Origin of the sequence: Paenibacillus pasadenensis, from assembly GCF_023715725.1 — a bacterium.
Classification (GTDB): domain Bacteria; phylum Bacillota; class Bacilli; order Paenibacillales; family Paenibacillaceae; genus Paenibacillus_O; species Paenibacillus_O pasadenensis_A.
Window position 1 is genome coordinate 258,085 of sequence record NZ_JAMBOT010000002.1, and the last position, 21,057, is coordinate 279,141.

Annotated in this window: 12 protein-coding genes; 11 read left to right on the forward strand and 1 reads right to left on the reverse strand. The window is 53.6% G+C overall.

Translation table 11 applies throughout. From position 1 onward, the window contains the following. Positions 1–284: 284 nt before the first annotated feature. The 9 genes from M3223_RS06540 to M3223_RS06580 all read left to right on the forward strand — a co-directional run bounded on the left by M3223_RS06540 (position 285) and on the right by M3223_RS06580 (position 11,689). Positions 285–1,187: an ABC transporter permease gene (locus tag M3223_RS06540; protein WP_251560254.1), complete on the forward strand. Its 903-nt coding sequence runs from the start codon at positions 285–287 to the stop codon at positions 1,185–1,187. Between the two features lie 16 nt (positions 1,188–1,203). Further along, on the forward strand, positions 1,204–2,094 hold the full coding sequence (locus M3223_RS06545; RefSeq protein WP_251560255.1) for a carbohydrate ABC transporter permease: 891 nt from the start codon (positions 1,204–1,206) through the stop codon (positions 2,092–2,094). Positions 2,095–2,190: 96 nt separating this feature from the next. Continuing rightward, the gene (locus M3223_RS06550) at positions 2,191–3,822 is read left to right on the forward strand and encodes an extracellular solute-binding protein (protein WP_251560257.1); all 1,632 of its coding nucleotides are present in this window, start codon (positions 2,191–2,193) and stop codon (positions 3,820–3,822) included. Between the two features lie 34 nt (positions 3,823–3,856). Beyond that, a complete protein-coding gene (locus M3223_RS06555) occupies positions 3,857–4,633 on the forward strand; it encodes a response regulator transcription factor (RefSeq protein WP_251560259.1) in 777 nt (258 codons plus the stop codon). Between the two features lie 83 nt (positions 4,634–4,716). Beyond that, positions 4,717–6,345 carry an extracellular solute-binding protein gene (locus tag M3223_RS06560; protein ID WP_251560261.1) on the forward strand — a complete coding sequence of 543 codons (1,629 nt, stop codon included), beginning with the start codon at positions 4,717–4,719 and terminating at the stop codon, positions 6,343–6,345. Between the two features lie 218 nt (positions 6,346–6,563). Then, positions 6,564–7,454 (forward strand): carbohydrate ABC transporter permease, encoded by an 891-nt coding sequence (locus tag M3223_RS06565; RefSeq protein WP_251560263.1) that lies wholly within the window; start codon positions 6,564–6,566, stop codon positions 7,452–7,454. Then, a complete protein-coding gene (locus M3223_RS06570; RefSeq protein WP_251560265.1) occupies positions 7,454–8,281 on the forward strand; it encodes a carbohydrate ABC transporter permease in 828 nt (275 codons plus the stop codon). The genes M3223_RS06565 and M3223_RS06570 overlap by 1 nt, the downstream gene beginning before the upstream one ends. Before the next feature lie 56 nt (positions 8,282–8,337). Then, the gene (locus M3223_RS06575) at positions 8,338–10,128 is read left to right on the forward strand and encodes a cache domain-containing sensor histidine kinase (RefSeq protein ID WP_251560267.1); all 1,791 of its coding nucleotides are present in this window, start codon (positions 8,338–8,340) and stop codon (positions 10,126–10,128) included. After that, on the forward strand, positions 10,121–11,689 hold the full coding sequence (locus M3223_RS06580; RefSeq protein ID WP_251560270.1) for a response regulator: 1,569 nt from the start codon (positions 10,121–10,123) through the stop codon (positions 11,687–11,689). The genes M3223_RS06575 and M3223_RS06580 overlap by 8 nt, the downstream gene beginning before the upstream one ends. A gap of 73 nt (positions 11,690–11,762) precedes the next feature. Here the strand turns inward: M3223_RS06580 and M3223_RS06585 are convergent, their stop codons facing one another. Next, complete coding sequence (locus tag M3223_RS06585; protein WP_251560272.1) at positions 11,763–14,450, reverse strand: family 78 glycoside hydrolase catalytic domain; 2,688 nt, start codon at positions 14,448–14,450, stop codon at positions 11,763–11,765. 265 nt (positions 14,451–14,715) lie between these two features. Between M3223_RS06585 and M3223_RS06590 the strand changes: the two genes are divergently transcribed. Both M3223_RS06590 and M3223_RS06595 read left to right on the forward strand, forming a co-directional pair. Beyond that, complete coding sequence (locus M3223_RS06590; RefSeq protein ID WP_251560273.1) at positions 14,716–16,053, forward strand: ABC transporter substrate-binding protein; 1,338 nt, start codon at positions 14,716–14,718, stop codon at positions 16,051–16,053. A gap of 162 nt (positions 16,054–16,215) precedes the next feature. Then, the gene (locus M3223_RS06595; RefSeq protein ID WP_251560275.1) at positions 16,216–21,018 is read left to right on the forward strand and encodes a discoidin domain-containing protein; all 4,803 of its coding nucleotides are present in this window, start codon (positions 16,216–16,218) and stop codon (positions 21,016–21,018) included. Positions 21,019–21,057 lie beyond the last annotated feature (39 nt).

Below are 21,057 nucleotides of genomic sequence, written 5' to 3' on the forward strand. Positions count from 1 at the left end.
AACAAGTTGAGTCGGCCCAATTCTAGCGAAGAAGCACGCCCCGATCATCCTGCCTAGTGCAGGGTAATCGGGGTATTTTTTTAATTGCAGCCTTATTGGAAGCGGTAGTTCCATCTCTAAAATGAAGTAGAAATTCTAGAAATTCCTAGTTCAAAGCGATCGAAGGTGGAGGAGCGGTTTTTTTAGGTACCAAAAAATAAGCCCCTAAAAACAAAATGGTGCTATTTTAGCGTCAGCTCTCCTTTTTTACAATAGAGAAAACGCTGTCATAGAGGAGGTCGCTCATGTTCAAAAAATTCATCGGCCAATGGGAAACGCAAAGCATGGTGTGGCCGGGCATTATCTTTCTGATCATCTTCTCGTACATCCCGATGTACGGCATCGTGATTGCGTTTAAGGACTACAACCTTCTGGAAGGCATAGCAGGCTCGGAGTGGGCCGGTCTGGAACATTTCCGCGAGTTTTTCAACGATCCGAACTTTGCGCAGGTGCTGAAAAATACGCTGACGATCAATTTGCTAGCATTGGCGGTTGCGTTTCCGGCACCGATTATCTTCGCTCTGCTGCTGAACGAGGTGACCAGCACCAAGTTTAGGAGATTCATTCAATCGGTTTCCTACCTTCCGCATTTTGTCTCCTGGGTTATTTTCGGGGGGCTGATCATCAACGTTCTCTCGCCTTCCAACGGCGTCATTAACGAGATTCTCATCCAGCTCGGTATTCTCAAGGAACCTCTCAATTTCATGGGCGAGCCGCATTATTTCAAATATATCCTCGTTGCGGGCGAGATGCTGAAGGGACTCGGCTGGGGGGCAATCATCTATATCGCCGCTATTGCGGGCGTTGATGCCGAGATGTACGAGGCTGCCAAGATCGACGGAGCGGGACGGTTTCAGAAAATGTGGCATATTACGCTGCCGAGCATTATGGGGACAATTGTCATTATGCTGATTTTTGCCATCAGCGCTCTGCTGAACACGGGTTTTGAGCAAATTCTCGTCCTGCAAAATGCGCTGAACCGCGAGATGAGCGAAACGATCGATACGTACGTGTACAAGCTTGGCTTCCAATCGATGCGGTACTCCTACTCCACTGCGGTCGGGCTGGCCAAATCCGTCATCGCTCTGTTCCTGCTCGTATCTGCCAACTACGTATCCAAACGGATTACCGATAAAGGTTTGTTCTAGAAAGGGGAGTTAACGCATGAGCAGCACCCGGTTTGGCTCACGGGCCTTCGACATCTTCAATGTTCTCGTCATGATTGCGGTTGTTATCGTAACGCTAGGGCCGTTTTGGTTCACGATCGTTGGTTCCTTGAACAACGGACTGGACTATTTGCGCGGCGGCGTCTATTTTTGGCCCCGGGAATTTACCTGGGCGAACTACCGGGCCGTGCTCGTCGATTCAACCATTTACCAGGCCTTTATGGTCACGGGCTTCCGAACGATTGTCGGTACGCTCATTCACGTATTGTTTACCTCGCTAATCGCTTACGGAATGTCACGGACGTATCTGATTGGCCGGAACTTTTACATGGCGGTAATCATGTTCACGATGTTTTTCGGCGGCGGACTCATTCCCACCTACATTCTCTACAAAGACCTGGGGCTGCTCAATACGGTATGGGTGTACATCGTACCGGGCATGTTCAGCGTGTGGGATATGATTATAATCATGTCGTTCATGCGCACCATTCCCGATGCGCTTCTGGAGTCGGCGAGAATGGACGGGGCGGGCGAATACCGGTTGTTCCTGCAATTCATTCTTCCGCTCTCCAAGCCGGTGCTGGCCGCAATTACGCTGTTCAACGGCGTTTATCACTGGAACTCTTATTTTGACGCGATGATGTTTACGACCAAGGATTCGCTTCAGACGGTGCAGCTGTTTCTGATGCGGATGGTGACAAGCGCTGACTTTGCGCAGGGTGTCAACGCCTCGGCGCTGGCTAATATCCCTTCGCAGGCAATGAAAATCAGCCCCGAGACGATGAAGCTGGCGATGATGATGGTTGTCAGCATTCCGATCATTCTTATCTATCCGTTTCTCCAAAAATATTTCGTCAAAGGCATCATGATCGGCTCGATTAAAGGTTAAAGGCTAGCCCGCGGCAAAAGTTAATCTTTGCGGCCGGTGCCGCAAATTAACATAGCAGCAAATACAAGGGGAAACACACAGAGGGAGGAACAGAGAATGAAGCTGGGGAAAAAGTTCACGCTTTTATTTTCCGCTCTTGTTATGGCGGGGGCTGTATTGACCGCTTGCAGCTCTTCCGGCAATAACGGCACAAATGCCGCCAACGGCGGTGAGAGCCCTGCGCCGCAAGCATCCGGACAACCGGCGGGAGAAGACAAAACGCCAATCAAGGTAAACTGGTTCATTGCAATGGACTGGTATAAACGCGATTGGAATCCGGAAGTGAATCTGATGGACAAAAAGCTGTTTGAAGAGCTCGGCGTTGAGATCAACTTCACGTCCGGCAGTCCGGAAAAGCTGTCGGCCATGATCGCTACCGGCGACATTCCCGATCTGATTACGCTGGAGAGCAATACGCCGCAGCGCGGCGTGCTGGAGAAGTCCGGCTACGTGCTTCCGATGGATGAGCTGCTGCCGAAGTACGCGCCCGACCTCAATGTGCCGGAGACGGTTCAAAGCTGGTTCCGCACAAGCGACAATCATTACTACGGCCTGCCGAACTATTTCTATGCGCCGGAGCAGATGAAGCCGGACAATTTTTTCCCGACGCACAACACGATGCGCGCCAGGGACGACCTGATGAAAAAGCTGTCTATCGACGCTTCCGCCTTTGAGACGAAGGAAGGAACGCTGGAGGCGCTGCGTAAAGTAAGGGACGCCAAGCTGAAATACAACGGCTTCGACGTCGTTCCCGGCTACTTTTTCTACGATCATCTTGTTCAGTTTTTCGGAGCAAAACGCGAGGATGCGCAGGGCAATTACGTCGATTCCTATCGTGAGCCGGAATCGCTGGAGACGTTCAAATTTCTGAATCAGCTGTACCGGGAAGGGCTGATGCCGCAGGATGCGCTGACGCTTACCCGTCCGCAGGTGCAGGAAAAGGTTAACGCCGGCGGCGTGTTCATGTACACGAACTGGCTCGTCAAATGGCAGGCGCTCGGAACTGCCGATCCAAACGCTTTTTATGTGCCGGTCGGGCCAATTAAGGGCGACGAAGCCAAACCGTTCCATTTTACACCGAGCACCGTCTCCGGCTGGACGATGACGATGGTTGGCAAATCGACAAAACATGAGGCAAGAATCGCCAAGATGATCCAGTATTTGAGCCAGGATGAGATGTCGCTTGAGATGACCTACGGGCCTAAAGGGGTCGCATGGGATTACGACGCCAATGGCCACGTGAAATTCACGGAGCAATGGAAGAAGGATTACGACGCAGATGCGGAGTCGGCAAATTTAAAATACGTTGGCTTCGACTGGCTGGTGAACTGGCTTCCGATTCAGGCAGCGTTCCCGGTGCCGGAGACGACGCATGACAAATGGGAGGCCGAAACCGAGAAATATTTCTCCAAATACAGCTACAATACAATGGCGTTTGAGGCGATCAAGCCGGACGGCGGCACGGATCTCGCTGCAATTGACGTCAAAATTGCCGACTACCGCACCAGCATGGGAGCCAAAATGGTGCTGGCGAAGTCGCCGGAAGAGGTAGAGCGAATCTTTAACAGCATGGTGGAGCAGGAGCGCAAGCTTGGCTACGACCAATTGTTCCAATACTGGAATCAGAAATTCATCGAAACGAAGAAAAAGCTTGGCATCGAGTTCGCTTGGCCGGATAATCAGAAGTAATCGATAATCCCAACAACGAACGGGAGGCAGCGCGATGTACAATCTGTTAATTGTGGACGACGAGCCGCTAATCTGTGAAGGAATCCGTTCAAAAATTATACGGATGGACCGTCCGGATATCGGCCGGATTCGCATCGCGCATGACGGGCGGGAAGCGGTGGGCATGATTCATGACGCCGCCCCGCACATCATCCTTACCGATATCAAAATGCCGCAGATGGACGGAATCACGCTGCTGCGCAGCGTGGCCCAAACTCATCCCGACATTAAATTCCTCATTCTTAGCGGGTTCGGAGACTACGAATATGTGCGCGAAGCGTTCAAATACGGCGTTTTCGACTATTTGCTCAAGCCGGTCAGCTATGCTGATTTAAGCGATCAGCTAGGGCATGTCATCGGGCGTTTAGAGCCGCCGGCCGCCGAGCCTACGCATCATGTGAGCGGCTTCGCCAAGCCAGCTGCAGCGCGCCATAAGCCGGAGGAAGGCCCCTCCGTCATTGAGCTTGCCAAAACTTACATTCAGCAGCATTACCGCCACAATCTGCAGCTGGCTGAGGTCGCCAACCGCTACTCCATGAACTACTCCTATTTCAGCTCTCTGTTCAAAAAAGAAACCGGCATGACCTTTACGGCGTTTCTGACCAAAATCCGCATGGAGGAGGCTTGCCGCCTGCTGCGCGACCCTACTCAGCGTGTGAAGGAAATCGCCGAAAGCGTCGGTTACGACAACGCCCATCATTTTTCCCGCGCCTTCAAAAATGTGTACAGCTACTCGCCGAATCAATTTCGCAGCGAAATTTTTATTGAATAACAGGAGGAGCCTTCGAGATATCGGGGGCTCCTTTGTATAAATGCCTCAGCGTGATGGTTGGAAATGAAAGGTGGGCATCGAATATGCGATTAGGTCATGGAAGGCCGCTTCCGGCAGTTGCTGCGGTTTTGCTGGCAGGAGCGCTGCTGGCGTCATGCTCCTCCAATGGAGGAGTGCAGAGCAACGCTCCGGTTGCTTCAGCGCAAAAGGAAGCCGAGCCTTCAAGCTCAAACGACGACAAAACGCCAATCAAGTTGAATTGGTTTGTTGCGCTGGACTGGTATAAACGGGACTGGAACCCCGGCGTTAACTTGATGGACAAGCAGCTTTTGGATGATCTCGGCATCGAAATCAACTTTACGTCAGGCAGCCCGGATAAGCTGTCCGCGATGATTGCAACCGGCGATATTCCCGATCTCATTACGCTGGAAAGCAATACGCCGCAGCGGGCAATTTTGGAGAAATCGGGCTACATCCTTCCGATGGACGATCTGCTGGCCAAGCATGCTCCGGAATTTAACGTGCCGGATTCAATTCAGAACTGGTTCCGGGCCGAGGACGGCCACTATTATGGATTACCGAGTTATTTTAAAGCGCCGGAGTCGATGAAGCCGGACAATTTCCTGCCGACGCATACAACGATGCGGGTTCGCCATGATTTACTGACCCAGCTCGGCATCGATCCGGCCTCATTTGGCACAAAAAATGGCACACTTGGGGCGCTGCGCAAAGTGAGAGACGCCAAGCTAAAGTACAACGGTTTCGACGTCGTTCCTGCTTATTTTACCTACGAGCATCTCGTTCAGTTTTTTGGGGCCAAACGCGAGGATGACCAGGGCAGGTATGTGGACTCGTTCCGTGAGCCGGAATCGCTGGAAACGTTCCAGTTTTTGAATCAGCTATACCGCGAAGGGCTGATGCCGCAGGATGCCTTAACGCTGACGCGCCCGCAAGTGCAGGAGAAGGTGAATGGCGGCGGCGTGTTCATGTATACCAATTGGCTGGTCAAATGGAATGCGCTTGTCAGCCAGGACCCTGCCGCCTATTACGTGCCGGCCGGTCCCATTCAAGGGGACAGCGGCAAGCCGTTTCATTTGACGCCGAGCACCGTCTCCGGCTGGACGCTTACGATGGCAGGCAAAAGCACGAAACACGAGGCTAGAATCGCGAAAATGCTGGAATATTACGGACAGGACGAAAAGTCTATCGAGGTCCAATACGGGCCTAAGGGCATTGCATGGGACTATGATGCCGAAGGACATGTCAAGTTTAGCAAGGAACGGGTCGAGGATTATGCCAAGGACGCGGATGCGGCCGCTTTAAAATACGCGGGTTTCGACTGGTTTACAAACTGGATGCCGATTCAGTCCGCATTCCCCGTTCCTGAAACGGCGTTTGACAAATGGGAAGCCGAAACCGAAAAGTATTTCTCTCAGTACAGCTATAATACGATGCCGTTTGAGGCGATCAAACCTGAGGGCGGGACGGATTTGGCCGCAATTGAGATCAAAATCGCCGATTACCGCAAAAGTATGGAGGCGAAGATGGTGCTGGCGAAGTCGCCGGAGGATGTTAAACGGCTGTTCGACAGCATGACGGAGCAGGAGGAAAAGCTGGGTTACGGCGAGCTTTACGCCTATTGGAACGAACAGTTCGTCGCGACAAAAGAGAAGCTGGGCATGAAGTTTGCTTGGCCGGGCAACGGAACATAAACTGCGTATGGCAAAAAGGCGCTCTCCTGGCGGAGCGCCTTTTTGCGGTTCTTTTGTATTCTCATAAGCTTTCACATCCGCCCTTCGTACAAAACCCGAAAAAAAAAGAGCTAAAGAGAATTTTGCATCATTTTGCATCCAAAGCCCGCCTAGTATGCTAAACATATCCGCTGCAACCGCTTCTGCGTTTCATGTACTAGGACAAGGGGAGAACATTTATGAAATGGTCGCTCGGCAAAAAAGAGCATCTGGTATGGGCCGCGTTCATCGCTCCGGCCTTCCTGATCTATACGGTTATCTTTTTGGGGCCGGTTATTACGAGCTTCTACTACAGCATGACAAATTGGAACGGCTTGTACAAAACGATGGATTTTGTCGGGCTGCAAAACTTCACCCAGCTCGTCTCCGACGACAAGTTTCTGAGGGCGCTGCGCAATACGTTCTGGTTTACTTTGCTGGTTGTCATTCTGCAGAACGGACTGGCGATGCCGCTTGCGATGGCGCTCGACTCCAAAATCAAATCGAAGTCCGTGCTTCGGGCCGCATTTTTTGTGCCAGCTATCTTAAGCCCGCTCGTGGTCGGTTATACGTGGATGTATATTTACCAGCCGGATGGAGGCCTGCTCAATGAGCTGCTCGCCGGCTTAGGCCTGGGCTCCTGGCAGCAGTCATGGCTCGGCGATCCCGCATACGCGCTGTACGGCATCGTGGCGATTGTGCTTTGGCAGTTTGTCGGTTATTCTATGGTCATTTTTATCGCGAATTTGCAAACGATTCCCGGTGACTATTACGAGGCTGCAGATATTGACGGCGCTGGCGGCTGGCGCAAGTTTCTCTCGATTACGTTTCCGCTGATGGCTCCGTCGATCACAATCAATGTGGTTCTGGCGAGCATCGGCTCGCTCAAGGCATTTGACATTATTTATGTGACGACTAAGGGCGGTCCTTATTATGCGACGGAAACGTTCACAACGCTGCTGTACCGCACCGCCTTCACCGAAAGCAGCTTTGGCTACGGCACCGCAATCGGGGTTGTCATGTTTTTCATCATTCTGATGATCTCGTTCATTCAAATCGTTGTGCTGCGCAGAAGAGAGGTAGGAGTGTAATGAGAACAAAATCCCCGCGTTATGCCATGCTGGAAATCGGCCTCATTGCGCTGGCAGTGCTGTTTATGATTCCGCTGTATTTCGTCGTCTCCATGACGTTTAAATCGCCGGAGGAAATGGCCGGCTTCCCGTTATCTCTGCCTGGCAGCCTAAGCTTCGGCAATTATGCGGAAACCTGGGCGATGATGAGATTCCCGCTTGTTTTTGCCAATACTCTGCTTATTACCGTCAGTACGGTAGCTCTGCTCATTATTTTTGGCTCTATGGCGGCGTACCCGCTTGCTAGAAAATCGAGCAAAACCTATAATTTTCTATATATTTACTTTATCGCAGGCATTATGGTGCCTTTTCAACTCGCTATGGTGCCGCTGTACCGGTTTGTGAATGCGCTCTCTCTGGTCAATACCTATCACGGTGCTATATTAATTTATACGGCAATTAATTTGCCGCTGACGGTGTTTCTATTTACCGGCTTTCTCAAATCAACCTCCAGGGAGCTGGAGGAGGCGGCCTGGATCGACGGCTGCTCCAAATTCCGCGCTTACTGGGTCGCTGTATTTCCGATAATTAAGCCAGCTACGGCTACGGTGGCCGTACTTTGCTCGCTCAGCACATGGAACGATTTTCTTATTCCCCTGTTATTCCTGCAGGATAGCAGCCGCCGGACGATTACAATTGAGCTCTATATGTTTGTCGGCGAGCATGTAACAAACTGGTCGCTGCTGTTCCCCGGGATGGTGCTGTCCGTTCTGCCGCTGCTGCTCGTGTATCTCTTTTTGCAAAAATATATTATTAAGGGCATCGCCGCAGGTTCGGTCAAAGGATAAGCCGGACCGGGCGGCAAATGCCGCTTGCGCCGCTGCAGAGGCAGGAGGCTGAAGCATTGAAGCTGAGCACCTTTTCGTACAAGGAATGGAATCTGAATGCCAAGCTGATCTCTGCCTACTCCATCACGATCATTATTCCGGTTATCGTGCTGACGCTGCTGGGATACAACCATTACAACGAGAACATGCAGAAAAAGGTCGGAGAATACGGACTCAGCCTTTCCGATCAGGTCAGCAAAAATTTGGATACCTATATTCAGCAAATTGACCGGATGGCGTCAACCTTCTACCTGGACGTTCGAGAGAGCATCGGCGGCAAGGTGGATCGCGAGAATCCGTCCAACGCCTTTCGCGAAAAGGTAATGGTCGACCGCGCTTTGCGTAACACGATTTTGGCGATTCCTTTTTCCGATCTTGCGGGCGCCTATTGGATTGCCGACGGGGAAGTTCTCTATTCCCAATATGGAACGGGAAGCTGGGTCGATCATTCCGGGTTCCAACAGGCGGATTGGTATGAAAAAGTGCTGGAGCTGGATGGTAAGGGACTGCTTATCGAGCCGTATCAAGTGACGATGGGTTCGGAACAGAAGTATGTGTTCTCTTACGCCAGAAGCATTGTCAACATTGCCAACCGGCAATCCTACGGCGTGCTGCTGCTTGATTTTTCGCTGGAGAGCATGGCGGAGCTGATGGACAACTCCAAAAGCTCCTCTGCCGGAACTTTATTCGTTGTAGACGGGCAGGGGCGCGTCGTATATCATCCCGACCCGGACCGGATGGGTGAATCTTTTCCGCTTAAGCCCGGTCCTTCTTACGGCTACTACACCGATGATATTAACGGGGAGCCAACGATGGTGCACTATGTGCGCTCCGCGATTTCCAACTGGACGGTCGTGAACACGATTGAAGTGCGCAAGGTGTCCAATGAGCTGGAGCTGCTGCGCAATCTGCTCTGGATATCCGCAGCCGTGCTGCTGCTTCTGTCCATTACGCTGTCCGCTGTGCTGACAACGACGATCATCCGGCCGCTTAAGGAGCTGAAACGTCTGATGCTGCGCGTAGAGCTGGGCGATTACAACGTCATGTTTCGTCCGCGGTCCAATGACGAGATGAATCAGCTTGGCCGCTCCTTTAACGCGATGGTGTCCAAAATCAACGAGCTGGTCAACAACGTGCTGCATATGAAAATTTACCGTCAGCAGGCTCAGGTGCAGGTGCTGCGCAGCCAAATCAATCCACATTTTCTGTACAATACGCTGGCATCCATTAATATGCGGGCGGAAATGAACGGCGATTACGAGGTCGCCGATATGGTGACGCTGCTTGGCAAGCTGTTCCGGCTTTCTCTGCGCTCCGAAGCGGAGGCGGTTCCGATTTACCGTGAAATGGAGTATGTCAGCGTATATATGAAGCTGCAGCAGATTCGATTCCCGCAGCTGAAGGTTACAACCGATATCCCCGAAGGGCTGATGATGGCGGAAATTCCGCAGTGGATCATTCAGCCGCTGATCGAGAATGCCATCGTGCACGGGCAGGTGACGGGCAAGCCGGATGGAAAAATCCGCATTCGGGCAGCAGTGACGGACGGACGCTTGACCATATACGTCGAGGACAACGGAACGGGCATTCCTCCCGAGCGTCTGGACTGGATTCGCCAGCGGCTGCGCAACACTGCTTTGGAGGAGCTGGAGGAGGGCGATCATATCGGCCTGCAAAATGTGCACCGGCGCATCTTGTTTTTATGCGGTGAAGGATACGGGTTACAGGTCGAGCCGCTGCCTGACGGCGGGACACGAGTTGCGATTTATTTGAGCTCTCTCAAGAAGGAGGACAGTACCGATGCCTAAGCTGCTCATTGTGGACGACGAGGAAATGATCCGGGCTGGCCTTTCCCAAATGGTTCCCAGGCTGCTGCCGGAGTGGGAAGTTGTCGGAGCTTGCCCCGATGCGGCGAGCGCATGGGAGGCCGTCTTGCTGAAGGAGCCGGAGCTGGTGCTGCTCGATATCGGAATGCCCGGGGATAGCGGTCTGACGCTTGCCGACAAGCTTGCCAGGCTCAAGCCGGACATCACAGTGATTATGCTGACCGGGTACGACCGGTTTGAATACGTGCAGTCCGCTTTGCGCAGCGGCGTTGTGGAATATTTGCTCAAGCCGGTGCAGCGCGACGAGCTGAAGGAGGCGATTCTCAAGGCTGGCGGGCGAATCGCCAAGCGGCATTATGAAAGCGGCAAGCTGCTTTCACAGGCGTTGTCGGAGTGGATCGTGGCAGGTGAGGAAAAGGCGCTGAACACCTTACTGGAGCTGTTGGCCGGTGAGGGTCATACAGGGCTTGATATGAGTTATCAGCTGCAGTTGACTGTGTACACCCAGCCTGATTTAAGCGGGACAGGCAGCGCCCGGGAGGATCGCCTCGCTCGAGCGGCTAATCAAGTTGAGACGCTGACGCGCTTCGGCGCCGAAATCCGCAAATGGGCGGTCGTTCCGCTGGCGAAAACCTGCGATTTGCTGTTTCTGGCAGGAAAAAGCCTGGGCGATGCTTCCCGGCGCAGAGTGCAGGAGGATAATTTGCCTCCAGATTCGGAAGCTCGCGCTTTGATTCCGAATATGACCGCGAACGGCTTGACCGCTTCATCCGATCCGGTTGCTCATCCGACCGAGCTGCCGGATTGTTTCCGGCAGGCGCAGGAGCGGCTGCTGGGCAGAATGGCGGAGACAAATGTCACGCCGGCCGAGGAGGCGGAAAGCCTTTCGCGCCTAACGCTTGCTCTGGAAATGAACGATTTGGCCGGAACGGTTGCCGTGCTCCGCCAGCGGGTGGAGTCCTGGAAGCAGCTGGAACCTTTTCAAGCGCTGCGCGGCATTATTTCCTTGATTGCTCTTTTTGCCGGACCGCGTACGGAGCGTATCAATTCCAATTTGCTGCAGCAGATGCGTCCGGCCATTGACGAGCTGACGGGAAGGCTGCTTTTTGCCTATGATCCCGGTGTGCTGCTTCAAGAAATGGAGCGGTTTATCGAGCGGATTTCCCGTCTGGAGCCGCAAGCGCAGGAGGAACGCAAAGTCATTCTGAAAGTGAAGGAAATTATTAAGAGCGGCTACGCCAATTCCGAATTCACGTTGGAGCAGGTTGCCTCCAGCGTTTATCTGAATGCGACGTATTTAAGCGAGCTGTTCAAGGAGTCCACGGGCCAGAAATTTATCGACTTTGTTACCGACGTTCGTCTGAACGAAGCAAGGCGCATGCTGCTGGAAACCGATATGAAGATGAGCGAGGTTTGCGCCGCGGTCGGGTATACAAGCTCGAAATACTTCAGTACGTTATTTCGCAAACGGTTTCACGTGACGCCGACCCAGTACCGGGAGAGCGGCTCTTATCCAAACGTCACAACCGGGGATTCGGCTTGAACCGAAATTCAATAAACGCCAGGCCGCTGCGCATTCCGCGCAATGGCCTGGCGTTTTTTTGAATAGCGGGCGATCAGGCGATTCGGAAGCGGTAGGTGCCGCTTTCGAACTGCAGTCTGATTGCTTCAGGCAGTCTATCTCCGCACACCTCCCGGGATTTGGCGGAGGGCAGCAGACGATTCTGCTGCCAGATCGGGCTGCCGGATTCATCAATCCGCAGCTCCTCCAAAGGACGGCCAAGCGTCTCCGCAGTCAGCCATAGTTCGCCCTCCGCTCCAGCCGGTACTTGCAGCATGAGCTCAAGCCCATCTTCATTTCTAATCCATCCCGCGCTTGTTATGCCAAACGGGGTTGGCACCGAAGCTTCAATTTGCTGCAATCCATTCGGACAAAATGGACGGAAGCGAATGGTAGTAAAACCTGGAGCTCCGGCTTGGATGCCAGCTACATATTCACTGAGCAAACGGACAGGGTACCCGTTCCAGGCATGGCTGTGCGACTCCCTGTCATCCCAGCCTTCCCATAACGTAGGGGAGCCCTGAGCAATCATGTAACCCCAACCGGGATATTCGGTTCGATGAATGTAAGAGTAGGCTTCGTCGCCCATGCCTTCCTGGAACAGCAGCTTCAGCAGCGGAAGCGATAGGACGGTGCGGGCTTCCCACGCCTCGGTTGCGATCCGTCTCAGCAGCTTTTTCCGGTCGGCCGACGGAGGCGCAAGTCCGGCCAACACGGCCAAAGCGTTGACGCCCTGATGCCTCGCCGGCGAGCCGTAACTGTCCATGAAGCCGTTTGTCTCGATGTCAAACAGGGAATCGGCAATTGCAGCCGATAGAGCATCGGCATCCGATTTCCACTGCCGGCTTTCCTTTCCCAACCCGATTAAAGCTGCGATCCGCTCCAGATCACGCACCCCTTGGTACAGCTTCGTGTTTTGCACCGTGAGCGCCGAGCCGCTGTCATCCACAACGGGATAAGGCCAGTCGCTAATATGCCACCATTCGCTTTTGGGCACGAGTCCGTTGTCGCCGCGCATCGCCAGCCAGCGATTCGCCGTGCGTTTGGCCGTCCAGTAATGTTTGCGCAGCAGGCTTTCGTCCCCGGATGCCTCATACAGCTTCCAGAGCAGGCTGATGAAGTGCAGATCCCACTCCGGTATGCGGATGGAAAAGTCGGGATTGCCGGCATTGCATGGAGCGACAAAAGGAAAAGCGCCGTCCGTATCCTGCGCGTTCTGGAAGTCGGTGAGCGTTTTGTCCAGCATGCCGACCGCCGATCCGAAATGATAGAGCAGCAGCTCCGCCTGAAGATCGCTGTCGGCCAAATACTGAGCTTGCTCGCGATGCGGGCAGTCCACGACCTGGCCTAAAATATTGTTTTTCTGGGTTTTAATTGAGGCGGAGAACAGCTTGTTCAGGAAATCATCCGAGCTGCGAAATGAACCAAGCTCCTTCAATCCGGTGCGGGCAGCGATAACGGTCAGCTGGCCTTGCTGCAGCGTATCCGGATAACCGGTGACCTCAATAAAACGAAAAGCCTTGTAGGTAAAGGCGGGCTGCCATTCCTCCAGCGCATCGCCGCGCATCGTATATTCGTCGTAGTAACGCTCGGAACACTCATTGGCCACCTTGCGCTCTACCAAGCCGTCTTCGCCGAGCTGCTCGGCATATCGGGCGCGCACTTGAACATCTCTTACGCCTGGCGCCAGCAGCCTCACCCAGCCCGAGACAATGCGGCCGGCATCATAAATGTGGCAGATCCCGTCCTCCGTAGGCTGCGAGAATACTAGCTTTGGCTGTATCTCCTCATCGATTATTCCCTCGGGTATGAGCTGTGGCGTCAGCTGCCAGCTCGTATCCGGGGCAAGCGAGAGGGATGCGGGCTTGAGCCCCTTATGATGAAAATTGTACTCCATCCAGGAGGACGGCAGGAGACGCGCATCTACGCTTTCAATCGGCGTAATTTTCCGGTTTTGCTGAAATGCCGCGCCGCTCTGATGAGCGCCGCTCGACAGATGCTGCCAGTCCGTTCCGGTGGCCCATCTCCGCCTGCTGCCGTCCTGCAGCTGCAATTCCGCCTGAACGATTAAGCCCGGCAATCCGTCTACGTTATTTTGCCCGCCATCTCCGGTGTAAAGTGCGATGACCGCCAAACAGTTGCGGCCGTCCGGCTTCAGCAGCGGAGCGATATCGTACGTAACGTATAGCTTGCCTTTGGCCGGGTCGGATGGAGCGGGACTGACATATCCGCCAGCTCTTTCTCCGTTGACATACAGCTGAAAGTAATGATGGGCACTAATGGATACGTAAGCCGATTCCGCCTGCTGCTCCAGCAAATATTCCTTGCGAAAGTAGACAAATTGGTTGCGAGACAGAGAGCCGCCGTCCCAAATCCATTCGGCGCTCCAATCTTCAGCAGCCAGACCCGTCACAAAGCGGCTTTCCGCCTCAACCGGATCCGAAGCGCCCGTTTCCCAAACAAGCAGCTTCCAGCCGTAGGCCCGATGCGGCTGCAGACGGGGGCCGAGATAACGGTGAAAGGTCATGCGGGATCTGGTTACGCCGCTGTTCCACAGCTCAGGCTCCCGGGTTCCGTCCGCATGAAGGGGAAATAGAGAGAGCTGGAAGCTCTTCTGTTTAACGCCGCGTTTGTCGCTGACCAGCTTCCAGCTGAACGAGAATTCGGAAGGGTCGGCGCCGATCCGGTTCGGGTTCCCATCTATAGCCAGAGAATCGAGTTGTATATGTTCCTTGTCGTTCAAAGGACATCTTCTCCTTGCGTTAGGTCTTAGTCGCTTGAATCTTTCCTCATTATAGAGGCAGAGTTCGGGATGACCTAGTGTGCAAAATTGCGAAACGGTTCGTTTTTTTCTGGCTTTAGGAGGCAATTGGGACGGAGCTGTTCAATAAGGACGAACGATCCGAAAATAAAGGAAAAAACATGAAATTCTAGTCCTGTTTTTTTGAGAGTCTTTTACCTAACATAGTGTTTGAGAGATGAACTTACACACGAGGGGGATGCATCAATTGAGCAAAAAGGGATCAGCGGCAGCATTAACGGCAGCGCTTGCATTGGCTTTGACCGCATGCAGCAGCGGAAGCGGAAACAACCCGGGCAATACCGATAAGGGGGCGAGTCCGGCTCCATCCGCCCCGGCCGCCAGCGCACAGCCGGAACCGCAAGAAGCGGTTACGCTGAAGGTGACGGGCTTTAAATCAGGGTCCGAGCTTGGCGCTCTTCCGGAGTTAAACGATAAGTTCATGAAGGAGAATCCGGACATTAAAGTAGAGTACGAGGGAATGCCGGGCGGGCAATTCAAGGAATTTATCAAAACACGTTTTGCCTCAAACGACGCTTCCGATGTCATCATGCTGCATCCGGGTCTGTCGGAAGTAATCTCCTACGGCAAAGCCGGTTATTTGTACGATTTGACCGCCGAGCCATGGATCTCAAATTTTACCGAAGCATCGCTTAAAGCTACCACGGGCGAGGGCAAAATATTTGCAATCCCGAATGATATGAATGTTCTCGGCGTGTACTACAACAAAAAGCTGTTTTCCGAGCTGTCGATCGCGACGCCGCAAAATTGGGATGAATTCCTTGCCGCAGCCGAAAAAATCAAAGCTTCCGGCAAGCTTCCGATCTCGATCGGCAACAACGACGGCTGGATGACGCTGGCCGCGCTTTATACGATGGCTCCATCCCTGGTCTACACCGGCACGCCGGATTTTGACAGCCAGCTGAATGGCGGCACAGCAACTTTTGCGCAGGGATGGCAGGAAATGAACAAAAACTGGTTCTCGCTGGACGAGAAGGGCTATCTTACGCCAAAAAGCACCGGCGTCAGCCTCGACCAAGCGCAGCAGGCGTTCGCCAAAGGCGAAGCGGCCATGTATATTGACGGCAGCTGGTCGCTCTCAGGAATCAAAAAAACGAACCCGGATCTTGAGGTCGGCATGTTCGCGATGCCTTCCAACGCAGCCGGCAAAGACGTCATTGCTTCCGCGGCAGTTGGAACGACATTTGCCATCAATAAAGATACTAAAGTGCTCGATGCGGCGAAGAAATACCTTGAATTCTGGAGCAAGGCGGAAACTCAAACGGCATGGGCGAAAAGCCAGCAAGCGTTCATGACGATTAAAGGCGAGACGGGCGATCTCGATCCGGCATTCAGCGAAGTCGCTGCAGTTGTCGCGGCCGGCAAAAGCTATCCGTTCCTGGATCAGGGCTGGATAAACGGCGGCGCAGCTACCGCCGAGATGATGACTTCCGCGCAAGGAGTCTATTTGAAAGCAATCTCTCCTCAAGAGATGCTGGAGAATATGGATAAGGCATGGAAGCAGGCTGCCAGCCAAACGAAATAATTGAATCTTAACTCCGCAAAGAGCCGCCCTACATCGCAGATGACACTAGGGCGGCTCTTTCCTCTCCTTCTATAAAAAGCTTCACGTCCAAAGGGTTGAAAGCTCTTACAATAGAGTTCGTACCATCGCTTCATCAGTTCAATTTTTGAGGAGGGATCATTGATGAAAAGAAGAGCGGTGCTTTCCATGCTCTTGGCGGTTGTGCTTGTATTGGGCGCTGTTTCCCCGTTTGGGCCGTCCAGTGCGGCAGCCGAGGAGCCGTCCGGAGGGACGGAGGGCCAAACAAATGTTGCGCTTGGCAAAAGCGTTACTGCCTCAAGTAGTTATGTCGGCTCCGGCTGGAGCCCGGAGCGGGTTGTGGACGGACAACGAACCGGAATCAATACGGGAAGCGGCGACAAAGGCTGGACGAGCAATCCCGCCGACACCAATACGCCCCAGTGGCTATCAATTGATTTTGGCGCAGCTTACAACATCGATAAAGTTATGCTCTGGCCGCGCGACGACGAGGGACAGAACGTTGGAGCCGGCTTCCCGGTTGGCTTTGACATCAAAATTTCGGTCGACAATGCGGAATGGACGACCGTAACGAGCAAAACCTACTATCCGGTTCCGGTTGGCGGCGGCGCGCAGACGTTCGAATTCAGCGCTGCAAACGCCCGTTATGTCAAAGTGGAAGGTACCGATCTGCCCAAGGATGTTTTTCATAAATATGTCATGCAGCTGGCAGAGGTTGAAGTATATGAAACCGTCGTTCCAGTGGTGGAACAGCCCAATCTGGCGCTGAACAAAACGATTGAGGCGTCTTCCAGTTACGTTGGCTCGGGCTGGAGACCGGAGCTGGCCGTTGACGGCGAAAAAATCGGCTCCAATGCGCCAACGGGGAACAAAGGCTGGACGAGCCAGCCGAAATCCAGCGCCCCCGCTTCCGAGTGGATCATGGTTGATCTTGGCTACATGGACCGGATTGACAAAATCGTCCTCTGGCCGCGAAACGACGAAGGCCACCATATCGGCGGCGGATTTCCGGTAGATTTTACCGTACAAATTTCCATAGACAAAACGACTTGGACTACGGTTGCGACGAAAACGGATTATCCGGCTCCAACGCAAGGGGGAGGGCAGGCGTTCGGCTTCGCTTCCGCTTACGCCCGTTACGTCAAAATCGAGGCGACGGAGCTGTCCAAAGACGATTTTAATACCTACGTCATGCAGGTAGCCGAGCTTGAGGTGCTGCAGGCGATTAGCCAGCTTAGCGATCAGGAAGCGGTTGACGTCGGACATGGGTGGCTGACGCTTGAGGGTACGACGAACATTTATACGAATATGACATTGCCAACCTCCAGCATGGAGAACACGCAAGTTACATGGGAAAGCTCGCATTCCGACTATTTGCGCGGTGACGGCAAGCTGATGAAACGCCCGGCCTGGAATGAAGGCGCGCTGACGGTAACGCTCACGGCAACGGTAAAAAAAGGAACGGCAAGCAAAACGAAAGACTTCCCCGTCACGCTAAAGCCGTATCCGAACGTGGCTCCGGAGGCACCGAACACGTTTAAGGTTGCCGTATTCTGGCCGCCAACGAAGGATTACGTGAACGCGCAGCAGTATGATTACTTGCAGGAAGCAAACGTGAATTTCATCGAAGTGGTGGAAACGGGTGACCTTACCTCGGTCGAAGTGAACGACAGAATGCTTGATCTGGCCGGAGAAAGAGGCATGAAGGTAAGCGTGACGAACACCGAGGACCTGTCCAGCGTGTCCGATCACGAGGTTGAGGAGTTTGTGAATCACTTCAAGCCTCATCCGGCAACCGGCGGTTATTTCATCCGTGATGAACCGGTGGCGTTTAAGGACTTTCATGATTCCGCGCGGCTGTACAAAAAAGTCAAAGAGATGGACCCGGCCCGTCTCGCGCATCTGAATTTGCTGCCGGGCAGCGATCACTGGGCGACCTGGACCGGTCTTGTCGGTGCGGAAAATATCGAGTTTCTGACCTTTGACTCTTATCCGTTCGGTATTAACGGCATGGGCCAGGATTTTTACTACTTGCTGGACCGCATCCGCAAAATAGGCTTAAAAAACAATTATAAAACGGCGGGATACCTGCAAAGCGTCGGCATCGAAAACAGGCTGATCCGGCCGACTCCGGAAATTATCCGTTACGAAGTATACCTAAACCTGGCCTACGGCCTCAAAAAGCTGACCTGGTTCACCTGGTGGACACCGACGAACCGCGGCGAGCCGTTCACGACGGCGATCATTACCCCGGACGGCCAAAAGACCGATTTGTTTGAGCCGGTCAAAAAAATGAACAGCGTCATGCTGAAGCTGGGCACCACGCTGCTGGACCTGGACGCGAAGGACGTCTATCATTACGGGCAAATTCCAGAGAATACTGTTCAGCTGCCGTCCAGCTTCTACTTCCAGCCGGTGTCCGCACCGAACTCCGGAGACGATATGGTCATTTCGAATTTTGTCCACAAAGATACTGGACGGCGTTATGTGATGGTCGTGAACAAATCGATGACAACGAGCAAAAACTTCACTTTTGCCATAAACAGCACTACCGGCATCACTAGCGTTACCGAGGTATCAAACGTAACAGGCGCGGAAATCGCCACGAACTTCAACCCGGCCACTTCGCAGCTTTCGGCCGGCTTCCAACCGGGCGAGGGCAGACTGTACGCCATGCCGGAAACGTTCATCCGCCACTATCCTGTGCAGGCGGACGTGTCGCAGCTGACCAATCCTTCGCCGGATAATCTGGCTTTTGGCAAAAAAGCAGCCGGAAGCAGCGATATTGGCGTGGAATGGGGCTGGAACGCGCCGTTTGCGGTAGACGGCAAGCGTTACTCAACACCGGCTGCTAACGGGTGGAGCAACACGCTTGACACAGGTGTGAATCATACGGAATGGTTTACGATTGACCTGGGCTCCGAACAGGAAGTTGGAGCGGTCAGCCTGTTCCCGAGAACGGATCAAGGCAACGCTGGAACGGGCTTCCCGGTTGATTACAACATCCAGGTCTCCACTGACAACGTGAGCTGGACGACTGTTCATACGACCCAGGATGACACGGAAAGACCGGCAACAAGACGGAACATAACGTTCCCTTCCGTCAACGCCAGATACGTCAAGGTAGAAGCAACCGAGCTTGGCAAGGACAACGGCAATAATTTCAGAGTGCAGTTTGCCGAAGTCGAAGTGTATAAAGATGCTGCAGGCTTCTCCAATCTTCGGGCAAAACAGCTGCCGTCGGATCTGTATGCAGGCTCGGAAGCTGAACTTACTCTCGGACGACTGCAGCCGGACGGCTCCGTGCAAGCGATTAGCGGTCCAGCGGCTTTCAGCAGCAGCGATTCATCCGTCGCCGCAGTTAACGCTCAAGGCGTCGTAACGGGAGCAGCCCCAGGCGTGGCTGTCATATCCGTCACAGTTCCGGGTGAAGCCGGAGGGGAAGAAACAAAAACCTTCTCCGTAACGGTGCGGCAGCTGGCGGATTCTTGGAACGTTGCCTTTAAAGGCGGAGCCGACGGAAAAGTAGACTCGCTGCCTGGCGGAAGTTTTCAAATTCAGGCTGCGGGCAGCGGAGCTGAAGCATTGAACGAGCAATTCGTGTTTGTAAATAAAACCGTTAGCACTGCTTCGCAGATTACGGTGACATCCGAAATCCAATCTGTCCTCTATGCGGGTACAGGAACGGCTGGATTAAACGGCAAAACCGGCGTTATGCTGAGTGCGGTTCCTTCCGACGCGAGCAGCTCTCCTTATGCTTACTTGTCCGTGAATTCGGAAGGCAGAACGGAATTAACGGTTCGAGACAGCAGCGGCAACGGGACCAGTATCGAAGGTGATTATGCCGCCTTCCCGATTGAGCTGAAGCTATCTAGAAGCGGCAATCAAGTCAGCGGATACTATAAAAAAGCCAACGATTGGATTCCAATCAACGGAACTTCTGCTGCTTCTACTTTGGCTGTATCCAGTGAGATTGCGTTGACCCTTGGAGGTATTGCAGCAGCGTCAAATACGGAAGGCAGCTACAGCAGCTCGATTGCAACAGCGCCTGTTATTTCAACGTCGGCAACACCTACGCCAGCGCCGACCACGACGCCAACGCCAGCGCCGACAACGACGCCAACACCAGCGCCGACCACAACGCCAACGCCAGCGCCGACCACGACGCCAACGCCAGCGCCGACAACAACGCCAACACCAGCGCCGACAACAACGCCAACACCAGCGCCGACAACAACGCCAACACCAGCGCCGACAACAACGCCAACACCAGCGCCGACCACGACGCCAACGCCAGCGCCGACAACGACGCCAACACCAGCGCCGACCACGACGCCAACGCCAGCGCCGACAGCGACGCCAACGCCGACAGCGACGCCAACGCCATCATCGACACCAGTGCCGTGGACGGACCTGACTGTCGGGCACTGGGCGGCAAAGCTCATTCAAAAAGCGGTTGAGCTAAACATTGTCAGAGGGTTCACGGACGGATCGTTTAAGCCGAACAAAGAAACGACGCGCGGAGAGTTTGCGGCCATGCTGGGAAGGGCTCTTAAGCTGGATGAAGCCTCAAACGAAGCTCCAGCTTTTGCCGATCAAGCCAGCATACCGGATTGGGCCAGGCCGTTTGTATCCCAATTGGTCGAAAAGGGCGTAATTAACGGATTCGAGGATAATACCTTCCGAACTGGGAAATCGATGACTCGGACCGAAATGGTTGTTATCGTGGTAAAAGCGCTGGGGATCAAGGCGGACCAGTCAGCGCAATTATCCATGTTTACCGATGCAGCGCAAATACCGTCATGGGCTGGACCTTATGTCGCTGCGGCTTATGATGCCGGGCTTGTGCAAGGGAAGGAACACGGGCAGTTTGATCCCGGCGCATCCGCCACTCGTGCGGAGGCAGTTACCATGATTATGAGATTGCTGGAACTAATGAACAAATAGAACATCTAAGGAAAAAACAATAACGGGAGGAGGTGAGTT